This window comes from Ligilactobacillus pabuli (assembly GCF_022836475.1).
Classification (GTDB): domain Bacteria; phylum Bacillota; class Bacilli; order Lactobacillales; family Lactobacillaceae; genus Ligilactobacillus; species Ligilactobacillus pabuli.
In genome coordinates this window covers 14,492-38,865 of the sequence record NZ_BQXH01000006.1, presented here as the reverse complement: position 1 = coordinate 38,865, position 24,374 = coordinate 14,492, and the positions used below count along the sequence as shown (strand labels likewise).

The following is a 24,374-nucleotide window of genomic DNA, read 5'->3' as shown; positions in this document are numbered from 1 at the left end:
CACCTGAAATCGCTTAGCGTGATTAGAGTGTTGGACCTGCTAGTAATTGGAAGAAAAATCAACGACTGGTGAGAAAGTGCACCAAGGAGGATTATAGACATGAAGAAGATTTTAGTGGTAGATGATGAAAAACCGATTTCTGATATCATTAAATTTAACTTGAATAAAGAAGGTTACGATGTTTATGTAGCCTACGACGGTGAAGATGCCATTAAACAGGTTGAAGAAGTTGAACCAGATTTAATTATTTTAGATTTGATGTTACCGAAAATCGATGGGTTAGAGGTTGCGCGTGAAGTGCGTAAGACTCATGATATGCCGATCATTATGGTGACAGCTAAGGATACTGAAATTGATAAAGTTCTCGGACTAGAAATGGGTGCTGACGACTACGTTACCAAACCATTTTCTAACCGGGAATTAGTTGCGCGGGTTAAGGCTAACTTACGGCGTCAAAGCTCGGTCGCACTTGCTGCTCAAAATGAAGAAAAAGAGCAAAACAGCGATATTGTGGTTGGGGACTTAATTGTCCATCCTGAGTCATATACTGTTTCACGGCATGGTAAAAAAATCGAGTTAACACACCGTGAATTTGAATTGCTGAATTATTTGGCTAAACATATGGGACAAGTAATGACTCGTGAACATTTATTACAAACTGTATGGGGTTATGATTACTTTGGTGACGTGCGGACAGTCGATGTTACGATGCGTCGCTTGCGAGAAAAGGTGGAAGATAACCCGAGTCGTCCGGTGTGGTTAGTCACACGGCGTGGTGTGGGTTACTATTTGCGGAACCCTGAAAATGATTAGAAGATGGGGCTAGCTGATTTTAAGCTGAGCTGACCGAAAAAGTTGAGCGCTGGCGTAGAAATACAGCCGGCGCTTTTTATACAGAGCGGAGTGAGGCGGTTAAGAGACGAACATTATCGGGCTAAGCCAGAAAATCACGTTTCTCAGTGATGTACTGGTTTGGTTGGATAAGCGGAATCTCTTGCCTCACGTAGCTCGACTAAGAAAACAGAGCGGAACATCCCGGTTAGAAGACGAGCACTAACACGCTTCCGGGCAGAATGCGGGTTAGGCATTGTGTCAGAAAGCAGGTTAGGCGGAATCTTCTGGGGTGTGGAGCTCGACTAAAATGATCTCACTCAAAAAGTAAAGAACATGACATGATATTAGGAGAAAAAGTTGAAAAAAAGACTGCGTATTTTTCAATCCATTCATTTTAAAATAGCTTTGGTATTTGTACTATTATTGCTGCTAGCCTTTCAAATTGTTGGGGCAGTTTTTGTGCAACGCCTAAAAAGCGAAAACCTGAAGGCCTTTAAACAACGGGTCGAATTAACTCCCTATGTGGATAATTCATTGATCACAAGTTTAAGTTTGGCAAATTCGGATAAAGGTGACCAGCGGATCAACTCGGCCTTAACGGGCATTAATAACCAAAATATTTCGGATGTGCAAGTTGTGGACGCTAAAGGAAATATCCGGGGAGAAACAAGCGCCAATGGTCATGCAATCGTGGGTCAAAAGAACACCGATAGTCGGGTCAAACGTGTCTTGTATTCCGGACGTTCCTTTAGCGAAACGACCTTTAATCGGGCAGATAATAAACACTATTATATTTCGATCACACCCTTATTTAGCTCAAGTGGTAATAGTAATACCCTGGTAGGTGCCGTATATTTGCGGGCAGATTTAGAGTCGGTGTATGATTCAATTGATGGTGTAACGTTGATTTTTGCGACAGCTGCGATCGTGGCAACGGTAATCGGGATGGGCTTGGCGATTTTAATTTCCCGGGCAATTACTCGACCAATTGATGAAATGAAGAAACAAACTGCCAAAATTGCCGATGGAAATTATTCTGGACATGTCCACGTTTATGGTAATGATGAGTTGGGTGAATTAGCGCAAGCAGTCAATAACTTGTCAGTGCGTGTGGAAGAGTCGCGGGAACAGTCGGAATCAGAAAGGCGGCGACTGGACTCAGTGTTGACTCACATGTCAGATGGGGTTTTAGCGACAGACCGCCGAGGAAACATCACAATCATTAATGACATGGCTGCTGAATTTTTAAACATTTCGTCTGACTACCAAGCAAAGGGTAGTTCAATTTTGGATGTGTTAGGAATCAGAGAAGATTACACGCTGCGTGACTTGTTGGAAAACCAGGATACGATCGTTTTAGATACATCAGATCAAGAACATGGTCAGGTCTTAAACGCTTATTTCTCACTGATTCAGCGAGAATCTGGCTTTATTTCTGGTCTAGTGTGTGTGTTGCATGATATCACGGAACAACAAAAAATTGATCGTGATCGAAAACAATTTGTGTCTAATGTCTCGCACGAGTTACGGACACCGTTGACAAGTATGCGGTCCTACATTGAGGCTTTAAGTGATGGTGCTTGGCAAGATCCAGAAGTTGCTCCAACTTTCTTGAAAGTGACACAGGATGAAACGGACCGGATGATCAGGATGATCAACGACTTGCTGAGTCTGTCGCGGATGGATTCTGGAACAGCGAAATTGGATCTAGAGTTAGTTAACTTAAATGAGCTCTTTACTTATATCTTGAACCGGTTTGATATGATGATCAAAACTGACCAAAATGATGCTCAAACTGAACAAGTTAAACGTTATTCAATCAAGCGTGAGTTTACTAAACGTGAAGTTTGGACAGAAATTGACCCGGATAAGTTTATCCAAGTCATTGATAATATCATGAATAACGCTATCAAATATTCTCCTGATGGCGGTGTAATCACTTGTCGATTGGTCGATACCCACCAACACGTAATTTTAAGTATTGCTGACCAAGGCCTGGGAATTCCGAAGAAAGACTTGAATCGAATCTTTGACCGTTTCTTCCGCGTGGATAAAGCACGTTCACGGGCACAGGGCGGAACTGGTTTAGGCTTGGCAATTTCACGTGAAGTGATTGAGATGCACCATGGCAGAATTTGGGTCGAATCAGTCGAAGGCAAGGGGTCAACTTTCTATATTTCCTTGCCATATGAAGAATACGGAGAAGAGGAGTTGTGGAATGAAGATCAAGGATAGTATTTTACATTACACTTTAACGGCTGCTGTAACTTTGAACATTTGTTTATCTGCACTGCTCTGGGTCAATCCGACTTATCTCCAAAATACGACGAGAAATGACACGGATACAGCTAAAAATAAGCAAGGCAGCGCCGATACCGCTAAGTCGCGGATCTCAGACGTCTACCAACCAACAAGTATTACTTATAATAGAAACGGGCAGAGTTTACGGCAAGCGAGTTTGAAACTGGATTTAACTGAAAATATCCGCCATGATATTCAGACCTGGAAAATTAAGCGGGTCAGTCCGGTGAAACGCTATGCCAAAAAAGATTATGAGACCTTTTTGCAACAAGAACAAATGGTGTTGCTGGCATTTCCAGATGAAATTGCCCCAGGACAGTTGGCGGATATGTTAACGATCCCGGAAAAGGCTTCAACAGGTCGGAAGTTTAATCGCATCGCAGTCCGACTCACACAAAAGCCCAAAGTGTATTTGTTAAATGATAATAACTTTCAGGTAACACAACTGTCTTTGAAAAATGGGCAGTTTAAGAATTTACGGTCGATGGTCAAGTCTAAAGATGTGACCCAGACACCGGTCAAAATTAAATATTTAAATGGTAGATATATTAGTTTTTACACTAATCACGTCAAGGTCCAACAATATTCATATTTGGCTAATAAAGATAACGTCAATACTTTCGTTACCCGTTTGTTAGGCAATACTAACTCTTCAGTTAATTCTCGTAAAGAGGACAAAGAAACGGTCTATTATGATAATTCGGGGCAACGACTGACAGTTGAAAATGAAACAGGCTTGATCCACTACTCTAATTATTCGCATGATACTTCGGATAACGAAACCTTATCTAAGGACTTAACTCAGGGCTTTGCACATCTGCAAGAAACGGGTCGGCTCTTGGATGATGTTCGTTATGATGAATATAATTCCAATGAGCATCAGGTTATCTACCGGTCCTATATCAATGCTTTTCCAATTTTGGCCGACAATAATTATGGGACTTACCATATCAAACTGGCAGGGACGACAGGCGAACGCCTTGATTTCTCACTATATTCCCTACAGATTCCGGTCCCCGCTAAGCAGCGAACGACTGATTTGCCGCCAACTCAACAAGTTTGGGACCAGCTGGTTAAAAGTGGAATTTCTCCAGCCAAGATGAAGAGTATCCGGGTCGGTTACCGGGCAGAGGTCAATCGCTCGACAAAGCAGGTCATTGATTTGATACCAACATACTTCGTGTTATATAACGGTAGTTGGGTTGATTCGCAAAAAATGTTGACCGGCGAAATATCTGAATAGAAAGGCGGAAAGTTATGAATTTTAGAAGAATCGAATGGATCTTTTTAATTGCTTTTATCGCCTTGGATATTTTCTTGATTGGTGCTTACTATAATCAAAATGGGGTAGAAATGGAGCGTAACGCCAGTGGTTCTAAGACAACGACCTCGGCCTTGCGAAGTTTGAAAGATGACCAGATCACTTATCCAGCGAATTTGTCGACTAAAGAAGATGATGGTTATTATTTGGCAAGTCCAAATGATGATTATTTAGCTAGTCGAATTGCGCAACTAGGCCAAAATAAGGCGGAGTATTCCCGCACGGATAAGAAGCTCAGCGTTATTTTGGATAAAAAGGTGAAGGTGAAAAGTCCAGAACAACCACAAAAAACGATCGATGAATTAAAAGATAACCCTAAAATTGTGATCGAAGGCAAACAGTACCAGTATAATGCCAATTTTTCGAATAAAACTGAGATTATTTACACCCAGATGGTGTATGGCAAACAAGTTGATTCGGACCAGGGCTTTTTGAAGTTTAATCTTTCTCATGGCTATGTGACGGGCTATTCGCAAGCCTACCTGCAAGACATTGAAATCTTGCGAGAAAAGAAGACGACCATTAGTCAGAAGCGGGCACTGGTGTGGCTGTACCAGTATAATAAACTCCCGGCAAATTCTAAGGTGCGTTGGGGCACGTTAGGCTACACGAAGCTCTTAAGTGTGAACGGCAGTACAGTTTATATTCCAACCTGGAACTTCTCAGTTAAAACGGGTGGAACGACTGTTTACCGACGGATCAATGCCTTTAATGGCGCGGTTATGGACTAAGAAACACAGAGCGGAGCTTTCTGTTTCAAGTAGCTCGACTAAAAACCACAGAGCGGAGTGAAACGGTTAAGGTCCATTGTTGGCTCGACTATGGCTCAAACTGTTTGTTTCCCAAAAGCTTTTAGCACTTCAAACAAAAAGACTGTCACAGACTGGCAATGTGAGTTATCGCAACTCACTGTCAGTACTGTGACAGTCTTTTTTAGTTTCTCAGTCTTAACCGTGGTAACCGATCCACATGGCAAATAACAAAATAACTAGGACCAAAGTTGTGATCCAGACATACATCTGGTCATTTTCCTTGGCGAAGGCATAAATTGAAACGACGACGCGTAATACGGGGGTCAGAATCAATAAGAAGAGGCCTAACATGGTAATCGCAAAGGGTTTGAAAGCTAGCACCCCTTGGAAAATCGTCGTGAATGTCGTTGGAAAAGTGTCGGTTGGATAGCCGGTTTTCCCTGTAATTAGTGCTAAAACGAGTCCGAGAATAATCACGATTGCTGCGGTGATCACACCAACTCGTAAGACATGGCCGATCACTAATTCAATTTCGTTCATTTCGGCATGGCGTTTCTTTTCTTCATCTGTCATTTAGAAGCTCACCCCAAATCCTTTCAGGAACATTTGTAAGCCAATCAAAAAGAGAACTGGAATAAAAATTTTCCGTAATAGCTTAGCTTGCAGGTGCTGCATAATGCGCGAACCGAGTGTTGCTCCAACCAGGATCCCAATTGCCAATGGAGCAGCAATTTCTGGTTTAATAGAACCGTTAAAGAAATACACGGTCGCACTGGCTGCTGCGGTGACACCCATCATTAAGTTACTAGTAGCACTAGAAGGCTTGAGGGGCATCTTCATAATCGTATCCATGGCGATCACTTTGAAAGCACCGCTCCCGACTCCTAGCAGTCCACTAGCAAGTCCTGCGCCAAACATCATGGAAAAACCACCAGGCACATTAGCGACCTTATAGTCGACTTGTTTTTTGGAGGCTTGGTCATAATAGGTACTGTTGAGTTGTAACTTATTGGACAACATATCAGTCTTCGTGTTGACCTCTTCATCTTTGCTGGCACGTAGTTTGCGTACCATGTTCCAGGATGAAAAAATCAGCAACATGCCGAATAAGACAAATAAGGCCTTGGAGGGTAAGACGCCAGTTAAAACTGCACCCAAAATTGCCCCAACTGTGGTGGCAATTTCGAGAAACATCGCCACACGCAAGTTCAGCATATCGTCTTTCAAATAAGCAATCGATGCACCGGAACTAGTCGCGATGACCGCAATGATACTGGCACCGATTGCGTACTTAATATCGAGGCCTAAGCCAATCGTTAAGACCGGTGTTACGATCATTCCGCCGCCGATACCAAAGATTGCGCCGAAGATGCCGGCAAACAATCCAACAGCGGCTAAAAGTAGAATTGAATTGATCAAGGTAACTCTTCCTTTCAAAATAGCTATTAAGTAGTACTCAATTTATTATACCCTAATGAGCAAAGGGGGCAATGAATTACGCTGAAAGCGCCTTAAATTTGGCAAATAAATTGAATGTCCTAGGCCAAGTGGGTCAAATTAACTGGCAAATAATGGAAAAAGTGGACTGAAGCTGGTAGTATAGAAAACGGAAACTTCAAGAAAGGGATCACCTTAAAATGCCTCAAACTGAAAATGAAGATAATTTAAAAGTTAGTATTTTAGCCAGTGGAAGCACGGGAAATGCGACCTATGTGGAAACACCCGACCATAAAATTCTAATCGATGCTGGTTTATCAGGAAAAAAATTAGAAGAATTAATGAATTCAATTGGCAGGACGTTGAAAAATGTTGATAGTTTATTTGTGACGCATGAACACACTGACCATAGTAAAGGTGTTGGTGTTTTGGCGCGCCGCTATGGTTTAGATGTTTACGCCAATGAAGGAACTTGGGAAGCGATGGGAAGTCGCATTGGGAAAATTGCAGTCGAGCAAAAGCACATCCTGGAACCAGGACAGGTTCAGTCCTTGGGTGGTTTAGACGTTGAAAGCTTTAGTGTTTCACACGATGCACAAGACCCACAGTTTTATGACGTTCACTATCATAATAAATCATTTGCGATCGTCACGGATACTGGTTATGTGTCTGAACGTTTATTGGGGACGATCAGTGATGCCGATGGTTATTTATTTGAATGTAACCATGACGTGGAAATGTTGCGGATGGGCGGCTATCCCTGGCCATTGAAACAGCGAATTTTAAGCGACACCGGTCATTTGTCCAACGAAGATGGTGCTAACGGCTTGATGAAAGCTTTGGGTAACCGGACTAAGCGGATCTACTTAGGACATTTGAGTCAAGAAAACAATGTTAAATCATTGGCTCATTTAACCGTGCAAACCATGATGCAAGGTCATGATTTCGCCGTCGACCACGACTTTGCCCTGTTGGATACTGATCCGACCCAGGCAACTGATCTGACGATTATCTAAAATAATTCAGCGAGACTAAGCAACTGCTTGGTGTCGCTTTTTTTGATTAATGGGGCTGATTCATGCTGTCTTCTTAGTCGAGCTCCGTGAAACAGAAAGTTCCGCTTATCCAAACTTGTCTTCAATGCCGAGCCCGCATTAAAGGTCGAGCTCCGATAGTGCTCGGGAGCTAACCGCTTTGTTCCGCTCTCTTTTCTTTTTCAGAAGTTTAAATTTATGGTAATATTTGTATAATCCCATCATTTAAGTGGGAGCGATAAATTATAATTAATAGTAAATAATTGTGATGAGAGGAGTTTGGGCATGAGTCAAAATGAACAGTTCGATGGTGAATATCAAGAAGTTGAACCAGGCCATGGTACACCACAAAATACAGGAGGCCCACGGGGTCCCAAGCTGTGGCAAACGATTATCGTGGCGCTAGTTGCTGGAATTATCGGTGGTGGTGCCGTTGTAGGCGGGTATGCCTATCATGAAAATCAGAGTAAGCCAGCCCCTAAACAGACCCAGAAGGTGAAAAAGGCAGAGGCTAAAACGAAAGTTAGCCACTTGAACGTGAAGGTCAGTTCTGATGCCAGCGATGCCTTCAATAAAATTAAGAATGCAGTCGTTTCTGTTGAAGCATATGCCAAGGAAGATCCAAATAGCTCGATTGCGGGGATGTATGGTGATTCTGGTAAGGAGACTGAATCAGAAGCGGAACAAACTAGTGAAGGTTCAGGTGTGATTTATAAGAAGACGGGTAATACAGCCTTTGTAGTCACCAACAACCATGTGATCTCGGGCGCGGACCGGGTCGAAATCTTGATGAACGATGGTCATAAGTTGAGTGCCTCAGTCGTGGGTCACGATTCAGTCAGTGATTTAGCTGTCTTGAAAATCGATGCCAAATATGTGACTCAAGTCGCTGAATTTGGCAACTCCGATAAAATTACGGTGGGTGAAACAGCCTTAGCAATTGGCTCACCACTTGGTTCAGATTATGCAACTTCTTTGACGCAAGGAATCGTTTCTGCTAAAAAACGGACAATCGATGTGACTAATAGTGCTGGAGTGGCGACTGGACAAGCGACAGTTATTCAAACTGATGCAGCAATCAATCCTGGTAACTCTGGTGGCCCGCTAGTTAATGTTGCGGGACAAGTGATTGGGATCAACTCCATGAAGCTTTCCAGTGCTGGTTCAAGCGGCACCTCAGTGGAAGGGATGGGTTTCGCAATTCCAAGTAATGAAGTGGTCGAAATCGTCAACCAGTTAGCTACTAATGGGAAAGTTAGTCGTCCAGCGCTCGGAATTTCGTTATTAGACCTCGATTACATTTCCTCGTCTGACCGGAAAAAGACGTTGAAGCTGCCAGAAAATGTCACGAGTGGGATCGTTGTAATGAAGGTCAACGATGACTCACCATTAAAGGCTGCTGGAATCAGCCGGTATGACGTGATCACCGGTTTGGGTGATAAACAGGTCAAAGATATTGTCAGCTTGCGTGAAGCACTGTATGCGCATAAGATTGGTGAGACTGTTAAAATTAAGTACTATCACAATGGCCAAGAAAAAACAGCTAACGTGAAGTTGTCGCTAGAGGCGAATGACGCCAATACTTCAACGGCATCAAATGAAAGATAAGTTTAATTAAGAAGTTTGTCAGAGGGCAAGCTTCTTTTTTTGACCAAATTAGGGCAGTAATTGTGCGTGAGATTTGCTGGCAAGCTGACTCACAAGTGAGGTGAAAGCCGAACTAATTTGTAGTGAGGAAAGCAGAAAATCTGACTTATCAACATCGTTTTGACAAACCATGTGAATAACTTTTGTGTTTTTCGGGAAAACATGCCAAAATAAAGGAGTAGTCAGCAGAGATAAAGGAAAAAGTATGTTCACAAGTTATCCACAGCACCGGTGGAAGATGTTGATAACTACAGATTTTAAAGAAATTATAAAGCGTTTTTGCGTTTAATTATAGGGAATGCAGTGACTCTTTTATAAAAAATATAAACTGGACAAGTTTGTTGATAACTGTGGATAAGTCCAAAAAACGGTAAACAATAAATCTTGTGACGAAAATTAGTTCGTACCAAGATGTAGTACTTTTTTCTGTGGATACTGTGGATAACTCTGTGGATAAATTGTTATTAGGATGTGATTTGGTGTGAATATTAAGATTATTGGTGTGGGTAAGTTAAAAGAGAAGTATTTGAAACAAGGAATCGCAGAATACGCGAAACGTTTGAGTAAGTTCTGTAAGTTTGAAATTGTGGAAGTTCCCGATGAAAAGGCACCAGAGAAGTTAAGCCCAGCTGAAATGGAGGGTGTCAAAGAGCGTGAAGGTGAACGAATCTTGGCCAAAATCAAAGACCGGGAGTATGTGTTTGCCTTAGCAATTGAAGGTCAGGAACGTACATCAGAAGAGTTTGCCAAAGAAATTGATGCGCTCACCACTTATGGACATAGTGATCTCACCTTTGTAATCGGTGGGTCGCTAGGGCTGAGTCCAGCAGTGATGAAGCGGTCTAATACCCAGATTTCCTTTGGCCGTTTTACATTGCCGCATCAGCTAATGCGCTTGGTTTTGTCTGAACAAGTCTATCGGGCGTATATGATCAATGCGGGGAGTCCATACCATAAATAGCCTGAAAGTGTATAATAAAAGGTGAATTAATATTTTGGGAGATGGATTTTAATGGCATGGTTTCATTTAGTATTTGGAATAATTTTGTTAGTGGCGGTTGTGGCTGGACTGGTTGGTTCAGCGCAAAAAACTAAAATTTGGGCGATGATCGCGCGACTATGTTATGTGGTTTTAATCGTGAGCGGCATCGTGATGTTTAAGTACGCTTGGGACGGGAATCCTGTGTTAACGATTGTGAAAATCGTTGCGGCGATCCTAGTCATTGGTTTGATTGAAATGTCATTTGCTAAGAAAACTAAGGGTGAAATTTCTACAGGATTAATTTGGCTTGTAGGTATCTTGGTTGTAGTGGTTGCAGGTTTAGGCCTGTGGTTAAGCGGCGGCTATCCAATTAAATAGTAATAAATTTGAAAGACTCAGTTCCGAAAAATAGGAACTGGGTCTTTTTTATAGCATCTAACAATTTTTATTGATATACAGTATACAATGCATATTTTTTTAAAGATAATAATTTCAAAAGTAGTATCAATGAATATTTAAAAATTGCTATGAAAACGTTTAGTTGGTAGTATAATTGAAGTGTTATCCGGTTTTTGTTTCCAAATAATTTGACAAAATTTAGGGAGGACATCTTTAGTGAAAGTTGATAAGTATAATGTAGGCTTAGATATTGGAACATCTTCAATTGGTTTTGCTGTGACTGATGAACTTAACAAGTTGGTTAGGGTTAAAGGTAAGAACTATATTGGCGTTAGATTGTTTGAAGAAGGGGAAACTGCGGCTGAGCGCCGTGGTTTTCGAACAACTAAGAGAAGATTAGGTCGGCGTAAATGGCGTTTGAGCTTATTAGAAGAAATTTTTGCGCCATATCTTGCTGAAACGGATCAATATTTTTTGGCACGATTAAAGCAATCAAGTATTTCACCTAAGGATAGTAAAAAGAAATTTACTGGTTCGCTATTATTTCCAGAGACGAGTGATTCTGACTTTTATAATAAATACCCTACGATTTACCATTTGCGCCAGAAGTTGATGACGGAAGACAGAAAGTTTGATATCCGAGAAATTTATTTGGCAATCCATCATATTGTAAAGTATCGGGGAAACTTTTTGGTCCATACTTCAGTGAAAGATGTACAACAAGGAAAATTTGATTTTAACCAGGGCATTCAAGAGTTAAATGAGTTGTTCTTACAATTACATGGTGAGACTAAGTTCCAATTAGAAGACGAAAAGATCGCTGAGGTAGCACAAATATTATTAAATAATGACCTTAGCCGATCGGACAAGCAAAAGCAAGTTATTAAGTTATTAACAGTAACTGATCAGAATAAGGATTTAGCGAAAATCAATAAAAAAATTGTTAGTGAATTTTGTAAGGCAATTTTAGGTAATAAAGCGAAATTTGATGTCGTTTTAGGTTTAGAGACGGAAGACAATGAAGCGAATTTCAAGTTAGATGCTGAAGACGCAGATGATAAAGTTGAAGCATTAATGGGCCAATTGACTAGCTCACAACAAAAAGTGTTAGAGACTATTAACCAGTGGCATTCACAAATTGTGTTAAACGGAATTGTGCCTGATGGTAAGACAGTTTCTGAATCGATGGTTGATAAATACAATGCTCATCACGAGCATCTTGCTTTATTAAAACAACAGATTGAAATTACAAAAGATAAGAAGAAAGCCAAACAATTACGTGCCGCGTATGAGCAATATATTCATGGTGGCGGTAAAGAGGGCAAGCAACAAGCCACTTTTTATAAGACAGTTGAAAAAAATCTGGAAGCATCTGCTTTTTCTGCTGAAATTAAGAGCTTAATTGACATGGAAACCTTTATGCCTAAGCAAAGAACTTCGGCTAATGGTGTAATTCCTCATCAGTTACATCAGTATGAGCTAGAGAAAATTATTGAAAATCAAGGGAAGTATTACCCATTTTTATTGGAACTAAATCCAAGCCATAAGAGCCAGGCTAAGTATAAATTAAGTGAATTAGTGGCTTTTAGAGTGCCATACTATGTGGGACCATTGATTACGGCGGAAGACCAATTGAAAACGTCAGGTAAGAGCTTTGCCTGGATGATTCGAAAAGAACCTGGACGGATCACTCCGTGGAACTTTGATGAAAAAGTAGACCGAATGGCATCTGCAGATAAATTTATTCGGAGAATGACAACCAAGGATAGTTACTTACTGGGTGAAGATGTCTTACCAGATGAAAGTTTATTATATCAAAAATATAAAGTTTTAAACGAATTGAATGTTATTCGGGTGAATGGAAACAAATTAAATAAGCATGACAAGCAAGAAATATATCACCAGGTTTTTGAAAAATACAAAACAGTTAACGTTAAAAAAATTCAAAACTATTTTACGTCTGAAGGTAGATATAGCATCAATCCGAAGATTACTGGCTTATCAGATCCACAGAAGTTTAACTCTAGTTTATCCACGTACATTGATTTTAAACACATTTTTGGTGAATCAGTGGATGATCCAAGTAAACAGGTAGATTTTGAAAGAATCATTGAGTGGTCAACAATTTTTGAAGATAAACAAATTTATGACGTTAAACTGGATGAAATTAGCTGGTTGACTGAGGAACAAAAGAAAAAGTTGGTTAATAAGAGATATCGAGGTTGGGGGAGACTTTCAGCTAAATTACTAACTGACATTATCGATGACAATGGCTATTCCATTATGGATCAACTTTGGGATACACAGAAAAACTTTATGCAAATTCAAGCAGAGGAAGGCTTTAGTAGAACCATTCATGATGCAAATAATCGCTTCTTTACCGATAATCAACAGGAACAACAAGGCGATGGTATTAGTCAACAACTGGTAGAGGATATTTTAGACGATGCATACACTTCTCCGCAAAATAAGAAAGCAATTCGTCAGGTCTTTAAAGTAGTTGACGATATCCAGACGGCGATGGGAGTAGCTCCACAAAAAATTTCGCTTGAATTTACGCGTTCACCTGATAAAAACCCACGGAGAACTATTGACAGACAGAGAAAAATTGAGTTAGCTTACCAAGAAGCGGCTAAAGAATTGGCTGAAGCAAAACAAATGCAAGGAACATTAAAGAGCTTTACGGATAGCAAACAAGTAATGACAGATAAGTATTTCTTGTATTTTACACAGCTAGGAAGAGATATCTATACAGGAAAGCCAATTAATATTGATCAAATCGGTAATTATCAGATTGATCATATTCTGCCACAGGCCTTTATTAAGGATGATTCACTTGATAACCGCGTGCTGGTTAGCGCAGCTGTTAATAATAAAAAATCGGATAGCGTTCCGTTAGCTAACTTTTCGGAGCATCGAATTCAGGATAATTCTGTTAGAAATCTGTGGAAAAAATTAGCTGAGAATGGATTAATTTCGCAGAGAAAATTAGTCAACTTGACTACTGATCCAGAGTCGATTGGTAAGTATACGGCGCAAGGCTTTATCAAACGGCAATTAGTGGAAACAAGTCAGGTAATTCGGTTAGTCGCTGAAATTTTGAATGAAAAATATCAGGGTCAAACAGAAATTATTGAGGTCCGAGCAAAGATGAACTCGCAGCTTCGGAAGGATTTTGGCTTAATTAAGAACAGAAATGTGAATGATTATCATCATGCACTGGATGCTTATTTAACGACCTTCTTGGGTAATTATCTCTATCGCCGTTATCCAAAACTCCGTTCGTACTTTACCTATGGACATTTTAAGAAGATTGATGATGTCCAGCTGAAACAGTTTAACTTTTTACATGATATTGAAAATGAACAGACTACTAAATATGTAGATGGCAATGGTGAATTGTTATGGAGCCGTGAACACGATATTGCTTATTTCAAAAAAATTTATAACTTTAAGTATATGTTGGTTTCGCATGAAGTTACGACACATCAAGATGCAATGTTTAAGCAAACGGTTTTGCCAGCTATTGCGGATGCGAAGAGTACATTGATTCCGATTAAAAATGATAAACCAACGGAAATATACGGTGGCTATACCAATAATAAAGATGCATATATGGCTATTATAAAAAATATAAATAGCAGTGAGTATAAGGTTGTGGGGGTACCCCGTCGCGAAGCCGATTTATTAAAACGTAAGAAGCAAGAAGGAGTTGATGCTTTTAATGAAACACTACATGAAGTTTTGTCTAAGAGATTATCTAATGGAAAAAAGAAAAAAATTGTGAACTTTGATGTAGTTATTCCGAAAGTAGGATATCATCAGTTGGTTTTAGATGGAAAACAAAAATATATGATAGGTAGCTCAACCATGAAGCATAATGCAAAGCAGTTAGTATTATCTGAAAAATCGATAAAATCTATGAACGAATTTGATTCTAAAAAATTGGATGAAGTTTATGATGAAATATTGAAACAGATGGACAAATATTTTGAACTGTATGATAAAAGTGATTTTAGAAATGCACTTCATAGTTCTCGCGAAAAGTTCATTGAAATTCCAGTTAAAAATGAATATGAGGGGAAAAAGGTTAAACAAATTGGAAAATTGGAAACTTTAAGCAGAATATTGGTAGGGCTACACGCTAATGCATCATATGTGAGCCTAAAATATTTGACAGGTGTAGGAACAGAGTTTGGAAAAATGCAATTTAAACCAAATATAAAATTATCTGAAAATGCAATTTTGTGTTATCAATCTCCAACTGGAATTTTTGAACGAAGAGTGGCATTAAAAGATTTATAAGGGTACAAAAAAGGAATCACTCTTCAATAGGGTGATTCCTTTTCTAATATGTAGTGTCCGTTAATAGAACGGATCAGAAGTATAAACTCAGCAATTAATGCTTTGTTTGATTTTAAAACAAGACGTTAAACCAATAAGGTAGATCTAGTCGGGAGCTACCCGACAAAATAATTATATAGCATTACCAATCTAATGACAAGGAGTGTTTTTGAAAATGGGATGGAGATCTGTGATTATTACTCAGCATGCGAAATTATCCTATGCTTCTCGGATGATGACGGTGCAGACCAGGGATGGAATTAGTCAAATTCCGCTAGAAGATATTAGCTTATTGTTAATTAATACAACACAAGCGGTGATTACAACGGCTTTGATTAGTCAATTAACTAAAAATGAGGTTAAGGTGATTTTCTCGGATGAGATGCATGAACCAGTTTGTGAGACGGTAGGCTATTATCCGAATACACGTGATGTAGATTCAATAGAGCAACAGATGACCTGGCCAGTTTCAAGGCAAGCTAATTTATGGACAAAAATTGTCTTTGCCAAAATTAAGAATCAAATGCAAGTTTTAGCACTATATGGAAATGAGGTTAATGAACTTAACCACGAGTTAGAGAAAATTGAAATTAATGACCTGTCTAACCGCGAAGCTACAGCTGCGAGAAAATATTTTCCGTTATTATTTGAAAAAAATTTTACGAGGAGGAAAAAATCTCCAGTTAATGCAGCACTGAATTATGGTTATTCAATTTTATTATCAACTGTTAATCAAGAAATTGTGTCCAGTGGATACTTAACTTATATTGGAATTCACCATCATAGCGAAGAAAATAGTTTTAATTTAGGGTCAGATTTAATGGAACCGTTTCGACCAATCATTGATTACTGGGTTGCAGGACAAAAATTTAATGAATTAACGCCTGATGTTAAATATGGACTAGTTGAAATGTTGAGCCTAGAAATTAAGTTTAATGATAAAAAGATGTTGTTAAAAAATGCAATTAGCGTACACGTACGTAACTGTTTAAACTTTTTAAATGAAGATAGTGATCAGGTTAAGATTGAGGTGGAGTTTACTAATGAGGTACCAAGTCATGCGATTAATGATAATGTTTGATTTACCAGTTGAAACAAGCCAGCAACGTAAGGCTTATCGAACGTTTAGGAAGTCACTAATTAATGAAGGCTTTGTGATGGTGCAATATTCTGTTTATGTCCGGGTCTGTATTAATCGAAAGTCAGCCACATTTATGGAAAAGAGAATTGAGAAGTTTTTGCCAGCTAATGGCTTAATTCAAACATTTATGCTGACTGAAAAGCAGTATAATGATTCCCATTTCTTAGTGGGAAAGCCAGTTGAGGATGTGCGTAATAGTTCAGATCGGACGCTGATTTTGTGAAGTTATCATACGCAACCCACAAACCATTTAATATCGAACCAGGTAAGATTACGGTCATTGCAACCGATAGTTCAGTAGTTTATAGTGATTTAATTCTAAGTCTTAAAGGACAAAAAGATTTGTTGAGGTTTTTGAATGATGAGATGGAACTAGTGGAAGTAAATAAATCAATTGATTGGTTGGGAGATTTAATGATTCAGCAAGATATTAGTAAGCGATACTTGCCAATAGTTTTAAAGAAATTGTTTGCTGCCATGCCGGATGTTCAACGTAACAAAATTCATGAAGCTACAGTTAGACTAGATAATGTAATCCAAGAAAGCTTGTATTTAACGGATTTACCAATGAAAATTACCTACGATTTTGATTTGAAAAAGGTACTGAAGTTTACTGATACACATCTTGATTCTAAGACTTTAACAGATGCGTATGATATAATAAAAACGATTATTCAGATTCATGAAATGTGTGAACTAAAGTCTTGCTTGGCAGTAAATAATGTCGCTCATTATTTAACAGCTGGTCAGATTGAGGAATTAGCTGAATTTCTACAAGACGTAATTCAGCCAATCATTCTCATTGAGTTCACAGATATGTCTCAAGCTAATTTTTATTCAAATTGCAACTTTTACTATATCGACAAGGATTTTGTTGATTGGTATTGAGACCTTTGAGTGCTTGACGTCTCTTTATGAAACTATTATTAAAAAATAACGGTTTTAGAAAGACGTTAAACCAATAAGGTACTGATCTTTGTACAAGTGTGGGCATTGTTGGAGTTCGTTTTAGAAAGACGTTAAACCAATAAGGTACTGATCAGTTGTTGTTTTCGTCGCTTGGAAAGCTTTGTTTTAGAAAGACGTTAAACCAATAAGGTACTGATCAGCATCCCAGTATACTCTGATGTGTTCCCAGTTTTAGAAAGACGTTAAACCAATAAGGTACTGATCTTCCTTCTGCAACTTCAACAGGTTCACGATGTTTTAGAAAGACGTTAAACCAATAAGGTACTGATCAAGTTACCGCACAATATACAGGAACAAAGGGTTTTAGAAAGACGTTAAACCAATAAGGTACTGATCTGCTTTATATGATACCAACGATTGGGACGAGTTTTAGAAAGACGTTAAACCAATAAGGTACTGATCTGATGACAACAAGAAAGCTATCTTTAAAGCGTTTTAGAAAGACGTTAAACCAATAAGGTACTGATCTAAAGGCTGAAATTAAACAATTGAAAGGTGGTTTTAGAAAGACGTTAAACCAATAAGGTACTGATCGAGCGTATTAACCCGATTCAGTCAGTACCTGTTTTAGAAAGACGTTAAACCAATAAGGTACTGATCACAGACGCACGTTCATTTTCCAAATAAGCTGTTTTAGAAAGACGTTAAACCAATAAGGTACTGATCCGCTACTGGTTAAACGTTCACGTTTCATGTGTTTTAGAAAGACGTTAAACCAATAAGGTACTGATCCCAAAGAACACTAAGAACCCATCATCCTTAGTTTTAGAAAGACGTTAAACCAATAAGGTACTGATCGCATTCGCCCGTGGTAGTGTCTGTGACCCTGTTTTAGAAAGACGTTAAACCAATAAGGTACTGATCGGGCATTGGTGTTATAATCCGCCTTATCGTGTTTTAGAAAGACGTTAAACCAATAAGGTACTGATCAGAAACGTATTAAAGCCGAACAGAAGTACAGTTTTAGAAAGACGTTAAACCAATAAGGTACTGATCCACATCTTTCTTACACTCGATGTGTGGGGGGTTTTAGAAAGACGTTAAACCAATAAGGTACTGATCACGTTGAACTATCGAGAAATTATAACAAGTGTTTTAGAAAGACGTTAAACCAATAAGGTACTGATCCTTATCCCAGCTGACTAATTAAATTATGTGGTTTTAGAAAGACGTTAAACCAATAAGGTACTGATCATACTTTTGAGTAACAACCCAGTTTCCAACGTTTTAGAAAGACGTTAAACCAATAAGGTACTGATCCAACATCATTATTTTTAATAGCTAGATCTCGTTTTAGAAAGACGTTAAACCAATAAGGTACTGATCAATGCAGTGACTAGAATTTAATTAAATATAGTTTTAGAAAGACGTTAAACCAATAAGGTACTGATCAAGAATTGCCACTGGCAAAAAGGTACGGTAGTTTTAGAAAGACGTTAAACCAATAAGGTACTGATCTTCAAGTTTATCAAACAAGCCAAAATCTTTGTTTTAGAAAGACGTTAAACCAATAAGGTACTGATCAATTTTGAACGGGTAGCGGGCTAGTTAGAGTTTTAGAAAGACGTTAAACTAATGAGGCATGGATTTAAAATCAAGGATTGGTAGATGCCAACTTATTTTTTAGAAGACCTCAAATAGTTTTTTTATACTAATATCGCAGCTAAAAAAAACAATGCCTCTCCTTTTTCCAGGAAAGACATTGTTTTTTATTAGCTAGAATGGCGCCAGTCGGGATCCATTAAAATCCGAGCGACAATTAATCCGAGTGGTAAAAACAAGACGATCATCGCGGCGTTGATGAACCATTGGGCTCCACTGGCAATCGTACCAATCCCCACGTAATACATTGCCCGGTACATATACAGTCCGGGTACCATGATCACAATGGATGGAACTGTCAGCGAAATACGGGGATAACCCATTTTGCGATGGACCATCGAAGCTAGTAAGCCAGCTGTTAACGCTCCGATAAAAGCAGCGGCAGCGGGTGGCATACTTGTTAGATCAACTAATTCCAAACGTAAGGTATTCGCGATGGCACCAATCACTCCGGCTGTGGCAGCCATTTTTTTAGGACTGTTAAACATGATCGAGAAGCCGAAGACTCCACAGAAACTAGCAGGGATGCGCAATAACATCAATGCTAGTGGACTTAACCCAAGCGGGATAAAGCTGTCCGGTTTTAAATCGCTGGCTAAGGCCACGATCCAACCCACTAATGTCGCGACAATAATAATCGTAACTGCGTGGACTAAGCGTTCAATGCCGGAACGCAGGTCAGTTTTGGCAATATCCAGTCCACTCGTGATAAATGGAAAGCCTGGGATTGCAAATAACATTGAACCAATATAGCCGGCTTCATGACCGACGTTAATGTCAAATGTGAGCTCTAACCCGCGTGAAATTAACAGGTAGGTCAAACAAGCTGTGGCAACTCCTGCGGCTAAGCCGGCGAAGAGTGTCATGTGTTTGCTGTTCATCGTTGCTTTGAGCCAATTGCCGAGTCCTGCACCGAAAAAGGAACAAATCATTTCGATGGGACCGCCGCCCAAGAGAAAAACGAAGGCACAACAGGCAAAAGCCGCTGCTAATCCTTGGTAAAAGGGGCGGTAGTTGGCCTTTTTTTGCATAATTTGGTCTAACATTTGGTGAACTTCTGCGACACTCAGAAAGGCACCTTCTTTTTCAAACGCACTGACGAAGTATTCCATGTCAGCTAGTTTGTCAGTGTTGACTCCGCTTGAAACGAGTGAAAGTGAATTAGTAATGCTATCCTGGGTGTCAAAACAAGTATATTCGATCGTGACTAATCCAATATCTGCTGAACATGAGACACCTAAGATGCGCGCTAGTGAATTCATTGAGTCACGGACACGCCATGCCCCTGTTCCACAGGATAATAGGATCAAGCCAGTGCGGCCAATAATTGTCGCTTTTTCCTTCAACGACGACTGAATCACTGGTGTTTGGCCGTGTTCGCCAATGACTTTAGCCCATGGAATGGACATGTGGTTTTTAGTCGACGAGGGACTGTCGCTATTTTTCGGCATATATTTCTCCTCCATCATAGATTATTAAGTAATTTCTGAAATTAACCGCTATTTTCAACGTTTTTCATTATAGCACATGCAAGCCCGTGATTTAAGCTTTCATAACTGACGGTCAAAGTTCGGCTGAGAATGCGCTATAATAGAAAGAAGATTAGTTTCAGGATAATATGAAGTTAATGGAGGTTACAATGGAAAGCAAGAATAAGAAGCTGATCAATTCAGCTCATCTGATATACATATTAAAAGGAGTTTTGATTGGAGCAATCGCAGGAGTCGTTGTGGGGACCTTTCGCTGGTCGATTGAAAAATCTTTAGGATTGTGGCAACAAGTCTATCGTAGTGCCCACTCACAGCCATGGTATCTCGTGGGAGTTTTGGCAATATTACTGGTCATAGGGGTGGTTATTGGCAAATTAGTCACACAACAGCCCCATATTTCAGGCTCAGGGATCCCAGAAATTGAGGGTCAGTTGGCAGGGCAGTTTAAGTTTAAGTGGTGGTCAATTTTATGGCGCAAGTTTGTCACGGGAATTTTGGCGATCGGTTCCGGCTTGTTTCTGGGACGGGAAGGTCCATCGATCCAGTTAGGTGGAGCTGTCGGTCAAGGAGTCGCCGAACTAACCAATGAATCAGAACGAGGCGGACGAGTTTTGATCGCTAGTGGTGCCGCTGCCGGGTTATCGGCTGCTTTTAATGCGCCCATCGCTGGCACGCTATTTATTTTGGAAGAAGTTTACCATAACTTTTCGCCGTTAGTGTGGATGGGTGCCTTATCAGCGTCGATCACGGCCGATGTGGTTTCGATGAATGTTTTCGGTTTAGAAACAGTTTTGCACGTGGGACCAGTGCCAGGCTTACCCTTGCGTTATTACTGGCATCTGCTGCTATTAGGCGTAGTCTTGGGCTTACTTGGTTACTTTTACCAGCGAGTGTTGCTGAAAAGCTCTGTCTGGTACCAGAAAATTTTGGGACGGATTCCTCGTGCTTTTCATGGAGTCTTTCCGTTACTGTTACTACCAATTGTCGGTTATTTCTTTACGGACGTTTTGGGTGGCGGCAATGGAATCATCATCAACATGGCACAGGTTCAGCCGTTGATTGGGGCTTTGGCGCTCTTATTAGTGGTGCGTTTTGTGTTTTCGATGGTCTCTTATGGCTCTGGTTTACCAGGGGGCATCTTTTTGCCGATTTTGACATTGGGTGCGGTAATTGGCATGCTATACGGAGCAGTCATGGTTAAACTAAACCTTTTGCCGGAACAATACCTAGTTGACTTATTGGTGATGGCGATGGCTGGCTATTTTGCTGGCATTGGGAAAGCACCATTTACCGCAATTTTGCTGGTGACCGAAATGGTTGGTTCGTTACAACATCTGGTACCACTGGCTTTGACCTCATTGGTAGCTTATATCGTGGTGGACTTATTAGGTGGAGCACCAATTTATGAGTCATTGCTAGGCCGAATGACGGTCGATCAGAAATTACATGTGATCAGTGGTAAAAACGACCAAGTTGAATTGCCAGTTTTTGATGATAGTCGTTTTGTTGGTCAACAAGTCCGAGATATTAACTGGCCAGAAAACACTCTACTAATTGGTGTCCGACGGGGTGAGAAAACGGCGATTCCAAATGGTGAGACGTTGATTAGACCAGGCGATACCTTGATTGTGTTGGTAGATAGTAATTTTAGTGCACATGTCCGGGAACAGCTGAAGAAATTAAACCAGCCAATTAATAACAGAGCGGAGTGAAACGGTTAGAAAGTGAGCATGATCGGACCCCGAGGACTAATGCGGTTTAGGCATTGGTTCCCGGGTTTAGATAGGCGGAACTTGCTGTTTCACGGAGCTCGACTAAAATAACAGAGTGGAGTAACTCGGTTAGAAAACGAGCATTAAGGAGTAAGAATCTTTAATGCGCACTTGGCATTGAAGGTTCTTGCTTGTTAAGCGGAATCTTCTGAGTTACGGAGCTCGACTAAGAAAGCAGTTCAAAGTGCTCCATTCTGTTGCATTAGTTGGAAATGCACATAAGTCAGGCAGACTTATGTATGCAAACCAGAAATTTCAGCAAAATCCCGGTGAATCTGTTAAACTAAGAGATAAAGTAAAACTCGAAATAAAACAAACGTCAACACAGGAGGTAAAGTGACCATTATGGATCCTGAGTACGAAGATGATTTGACAGGGTACCGCTTGTTAGCGGAATTTCCCGATTATGATCTGTATGTTAACGATGAAAATTCTGTGATCCAACGTTTTAACGAAGGAATCGCAAACAGCTGGGAAGAATTTGACTTAGATTTTTCATTTGACCAGCAGGAGATGGCTAATTTAAAACAAGCAATTTTGCTGTATGAGCATAGTGATCCCATTCAAGCCAAGAAAATCCAAAAAGAAATTGAAATGCAAATTTTAGGCGAGATCGACGAATAAGGATACGGCTAAAAGAGGTGAGACCAGCGGATTTTGCTGGCCTTTTTTTGTTGAGGGAAATTTCTTGCAGTCCATGTTTGTTAAATGGTATATTTTAACTGTAATCGGTTTCACTGTTGGTCTGACGGTGGTTTAAGTTAGGGAAAACAAAAAAGATGAATTATTTTTTTAAAAACACTTGCTTTTTGTAAGTAAAGTGCTAGAATAAATGTATCGACAAATTTAGTTATTTTTTGTAAGGAAAAAGGAGATTATAAATATGACAAAATATGGTGTAATTGTAGGCTCAACTCGTAAAAACTCTTATTCAGAAGGCGTTGCTAAAGCTATCGCTGCCGGTTTGCCAGAAGGTTCAGAAGTTAACTTCTTAAACATTGCAGATCTTCCATTGTACAACCAAGATCTTGATGCAGATTCTCCTGCAGTTTACGAAGAATTCCGTAAGAACGTTAAGGACCAAGATGCATTCATCTTTGTCACACCAGAACATAACCGTAACATCCCAGCTGCATTGAAGAACGCTTTAGACGTTGCTTCACGTCCATGGGGCCAAAGTGTTTGGGCAGGCAAGCCAGCATTGGTTGCTTCTCAATCTATCTCTGGTATCTCTGGTGTATTGGCACATCATTCATTGCGTCAATCATTAGTATTCTTGGACATGCCAACAATGCAACAACCAGAATTATACATCGGCAACACAGCTGACCTAGCTGACGAAAATGGTAACATCACTAACGAAGGCACAAAAGAATTTTTGGCCGGCGCTGGTAAATCATTCAGCGAATTTGCTGCTAAATTCATCGGTTAATTAAACAAGATATTTTAATAGGTTAAATACCACACGAGTCGCATTCTTGATTAAAAGAATGCGGCTTTTTTGTACACAGAGCGAAGTCACCCGGTTAGAAGGCGAGCATTAACAGGCTTCCGGGCATGATGCGGTTTCGGCATTGATCCTGAGTTTGGATGGTGCTCGAGTTCTAGTTTGAGCAGCTCGACTATGAAGCAAGTTCAAGTCCTCCGCCTTTGATTTCCCCTGACAGTCAGGTAAGATTAAAGAAAAGTCGCAGAAATAATGGAGGTTGTTAAGATGATCGAACAACAAACGCTGAGCTTAGATGAAGTTCAGACAGGGGAAACATACGTGGACTGTCACTTTTCATATTCATCAGAAGCTTTACGATTTGATAGTGTGACCTTTAAGAATTGTAGCTTTGAACAAAGTGATTTTTCCCACAGTGAATGGCTGGATTGCCAGTTTGTCAGCTGTCAATTTTTGAATAATGACTTTAGCGAGAGTTTCTTTTTCCAAACAATCTTTGATAAATGTCAGTTAATGGGAACGAACTTTGCGGATAATAGTTGGAAGAAAGTTAAGATTATTGATTCAAAGGCTGATTACTTTAATGTGTCTGGTTCTAAGCTCACTGATTGCCAGTTAATGGCAGTTGGACTGCATGAAGCCTACTTTCAAGAGTTGAAAATCGTGGGTGGGCTGGTTTTTGAAAAGTGTGACTTAAGCGGAAGTGATTTCTTGCAAACACCTTTGAAAAATGTCGACTTTTCCAGCAGTTATTTTGAGACCTTGTTACTAAGTGCTGACAAACTTAAGGGTTGTATTATCTCGCCCATGCAGGCCCAGATCCTGGTTGGTATATTAGGGGTGAAGGTAAAATAATTAGTTTGATTAGGCCTAACTTTCTTTGTGATAAACAATGCATAATA

The 24,374-nt window shown here is 39.9% G+C and carries 19 protein-coding genes and 1 CRISPR repeat array; of the genes, 16 read left to right on the top strand and 3 right to left on the bottom strand.

Going from position 1 to position 24,374, the window contains the following annotated elements:
- Nucleotides 1–99 precede the first annotated feature (99 nt).
- From yycF to LPAF129_RS04210, 4 genes are all read left to right on the top strand, one after another.
- Nucleotides 100–813, top strand: a complete 714-nt coding sequence (yycF, locus tag LPAF129_RS04225) for a response regulator YycF (RefSeq protein ID WP_309296497.1) — start codon at nucleotides 100–102, stop codon at nucleotides 811–813.
- A gap of 378 nt (nucleotides 814–1,191) precedes the next feature.
- The gene (gene walK, locus LPAF129_RS04220) at nucleotides 1,192–3,069 is read left to right on the top strand and encodes a cell wall metabolism sensor histidine kinase WalK (protein ID WP_244054916.1); all 1,878 of its coding nucleotides are present in this window, start codon (nucleotides 1,192–1,194) and stop codon (nucleotides 3,067–3,069) included.
- On the top strand, nucleotides 3,053–4,378 hold the full coding sequence (locus LPAF129_RS04215) for a YycH family regulatory protein (RefSeq protein ID WP_244054915.1): 1,326 nt from the start codon (nucleotides 3,053–3,055) through the stop codon (nucleotides 4,376–4,378). The genes walK and LPAF129_RS04215 overlap by 17 nt, the downstream gene beginning before the upstream one ends.
- A gap of 14 nt (nucleotides 4,379–4,392) precedes the next feature.
- Entirely contained in the window at nucleotides 4,393–5,187 is a 795-nt protein-coding gene (locus LPAF129_RS04210; RefSeq protein WP_244054914.1) for a two-component system regulatory protein YycI, read from the top strand.
- Nucleotides 5,188–5,403: 216 nt separating this feature from the next.
- On the opposite strand, the gene LPAF129_RS04205 is transcribed toward LPAF129_RS04210, so the two are convergent.
- Both LPAF129_RS04205 and LPAF129_RS04200 read right to left on the bottom strand, forming a co-directional pair.
- Nucleotides 5,404–5,781, bottom strand: coding sequence for a DUF1634 domain-containing protein (locus tag LPAF129_RS04205; protein ID WP_244054913.1), 378 nt, complete (start codon nucleotides 5,779–5,781; stop codon nucleotides 5,404–5,406).
- Complete coding sequence (locus LPAF129_RS04200) at nucleotides 5,782–6,627, bottom strand: sulfite exporter TauE/SafE family protein (RefSeq protein ID WP_244054912.1); 846 nt, start codon at nucleotides 6,625–6,627, stop codon at nucleotides 5,782–5,784.
- 218 nt (nucleotides 6,628–6,845) lie between these two features.
- Here LPAF129_RS04200 and LPAF129_RS04195 point away from each other — a divergent pair, with 218 nt between their 5' ends.
- The 8 genes from LPAF129_RS04195 to csn2 all read left to right on the top strand — a co-directional run bounded on the left by LPAF129_RS04195 (nucleotide 6,846) and on the right by csn2 (nucleotide 17,080).
- Nucleotides 6,846–7,661 carry an MBL fold metallo-hydrolase gene (locus LPAF129_RS04195; protein ID WP_244054911.1) on the top strand — a complete coding sequence of 272 codons (816 nt, stop codon included), beginning with the start codon at nucleotides 6,846–6,848 and terminating at the stop codon, nucleotides 7,659–7,661.
- Nucleotides 7,662–7,964: 303 nt separating this feature from the next.
- Entirely contained in the window at nucleotides 7,965–9,287 is a 1,323-nt protein-coding gene (locus LPAF129_RS04190) for a S1C family serine protease (protein WP_244054910.1), read from the top strand.
- 520 nt (nucleotides 9,288–9,807) lie between these two features.
- Nucleotides 9,808–10,287, top strand: a complete 480-nt coding sequence (gene rlmH, locus LPAF129_RS04185; RefSeq protein WP_244054909.1) for a 23S rRNA (pseudouridine(1915)-N(3))-methyltransferase RlmH — start codon at nucleotides 9,808–9,810, stop codon at nucleotides 10,285–10,287.
- Between the two features lie 51 nt (nucleotides 10,288–10,338).
- Complete coding sequence (locus LPAF129_RS04180; RefSeq protein WP_244054908.1) at nucleotides 10,339–10,686, top strand: DUF1516 family protein; 348 nt, start codon at nucleotides 10,339–10,341, stop codon at nucleotides 10,684–10,686.
- A gap of 237 nt (nucleotides 10,687–10,923) precedes the next feature.
- Nucleotides 10,924–15,012, top strand: a complete 4,089-nt coding sequence (gene cas9, locus LPAF129_RS04175) for a type II CRISPR RNA-guided endonuclease Cas9 (protein WP_244054907.1) — start codon at nucleotides 10,924–10,926, stop codon at nucleotides 15,010–15,012.
- A 214-nt stretch (nucleotides 15,013–15,226) separates the two neighbouring features.
- A complete protein-coding gene (cas1, locus tag LPAF129_RS04170) occupies nucleotides 15,227–16,132 on the top strand; it encodes a type II CRISPR-associated endonuclease Cas1 (protein WP_244054980.1) in 906 nt (301 codons plus the stop codon).
- A complete protein-coding gene (gene cas2, locus LPAF129_RS04165) occupies nucleotides 16,110–16,415 on the top strand; it encodes a CRISPR-associated endonuclease Cas2 (protein ID WP_244054906.1) in 306 nt (101 codons plus the stop codon). Before cas1 ends, cas2 begins: the two co-directional genes overlap by 23 nt.
- Complete coding sequence (gene csn2 / locus LPAF129_RS04160) at nucleotides 16,412–17,080, top strand: type II-A CRISPR-associated protein Csn2 (protein ID WP_244054905.1); 669 nt, start codon at nucleotides 16,412–16,414, stop codon at nucleotides 17,078–17,080. Before cas2 ends, csn2 begins: the two co-directional genes overlap by 4 nt.
- 51 nt (nucleotides 17,081–17,131) lie before the next feature.
- A CRISPR array of direct repeats spans nucleotides 17,132–18,750; the repeat unit is 36 nt; unit sequence GTTTTAGAAAGACGTTAAACCAATAAGGTACTGATC.
- 123 nt (nucleotides 18,751–18,873) lie between these two features.
- Here the strand turns inward: csn2 and LPAF129_RS04155 are convergent.
- The gene (locus LPAF129_RS04155; protein WP_244054904.1) at nucleotides 18,874–20,232 is read right to left on the bottom strand and encodes a threonine/serine exporter family protein; all 1,359 of its coding nucleotides are present in this window, start codon (nucleotides 20,230–20,232) and stop codon (nucleotides 18,874–18,876) included.
- 170 nt (nucleotides 20,233–20,402) lie between these two features.
- On the opposite strand from LPAF129_RS04155, the gene LPAF129_RS04150 reads away from it, so the two are divergent.
- The 4 genes from LPAF129_RS04150 (at nucleotide 20,403) to LPAF129_RS04135 (ending at nucleotide 24,327) form a co-directional block, all read left to right on the top strand.
- A complete protein-coding gene (locus LPAF129_RS04150; RefSeq protein WP_244054903.1) occupies nucleotides 20,403–21,965 on the top strand; it encodes a ClC family H(+)/Cl(-) exchange transporter in 1,563 nt (520 codons plus the stop codon).
- A gap of 405 nt (nucleotides 21,966–22,370) precedes the next feature.
- On the top strand, nucleotides 22,371–22,649 hold the full coding sequence (locus tag LPAF129_RS04145) for a hypothetical protein (protein WP_244054902.1): 279 nt from the start codon (nucleotides 22,371–22,373) through the stop codon (nucleotides 22,647–22,649).
- A gap of 259 nt (nucleotides 22,650–22,908) precedes the next feature.
- Entirely contained in the window at nucleotides 22,909–23,457 is a 549-nt protein-coding gene (locus tag LPAF129_RS04140) for an NADPH-dependent FMN reductase (RefSeq protein ID WP_244054901.1), read from the top strand.
- 282 nt (nucleotides 23,458–23,739) lie between these two features.
- Nucleotides 23,740–24,327: a pentapeptide repeat-containing protein gene (locus tag LPAF129_RS04135; RefSeq protein ID WP_244054900.1), complete on the top strand. Its 588-nt coding sequence runs from the start codon at nucleotides 23,740–23,742 to the stop codon at nucleotides 24,325–24,327.
- Nucleotides 24,328–24,374: the final 47 nt, after the last annotated feature.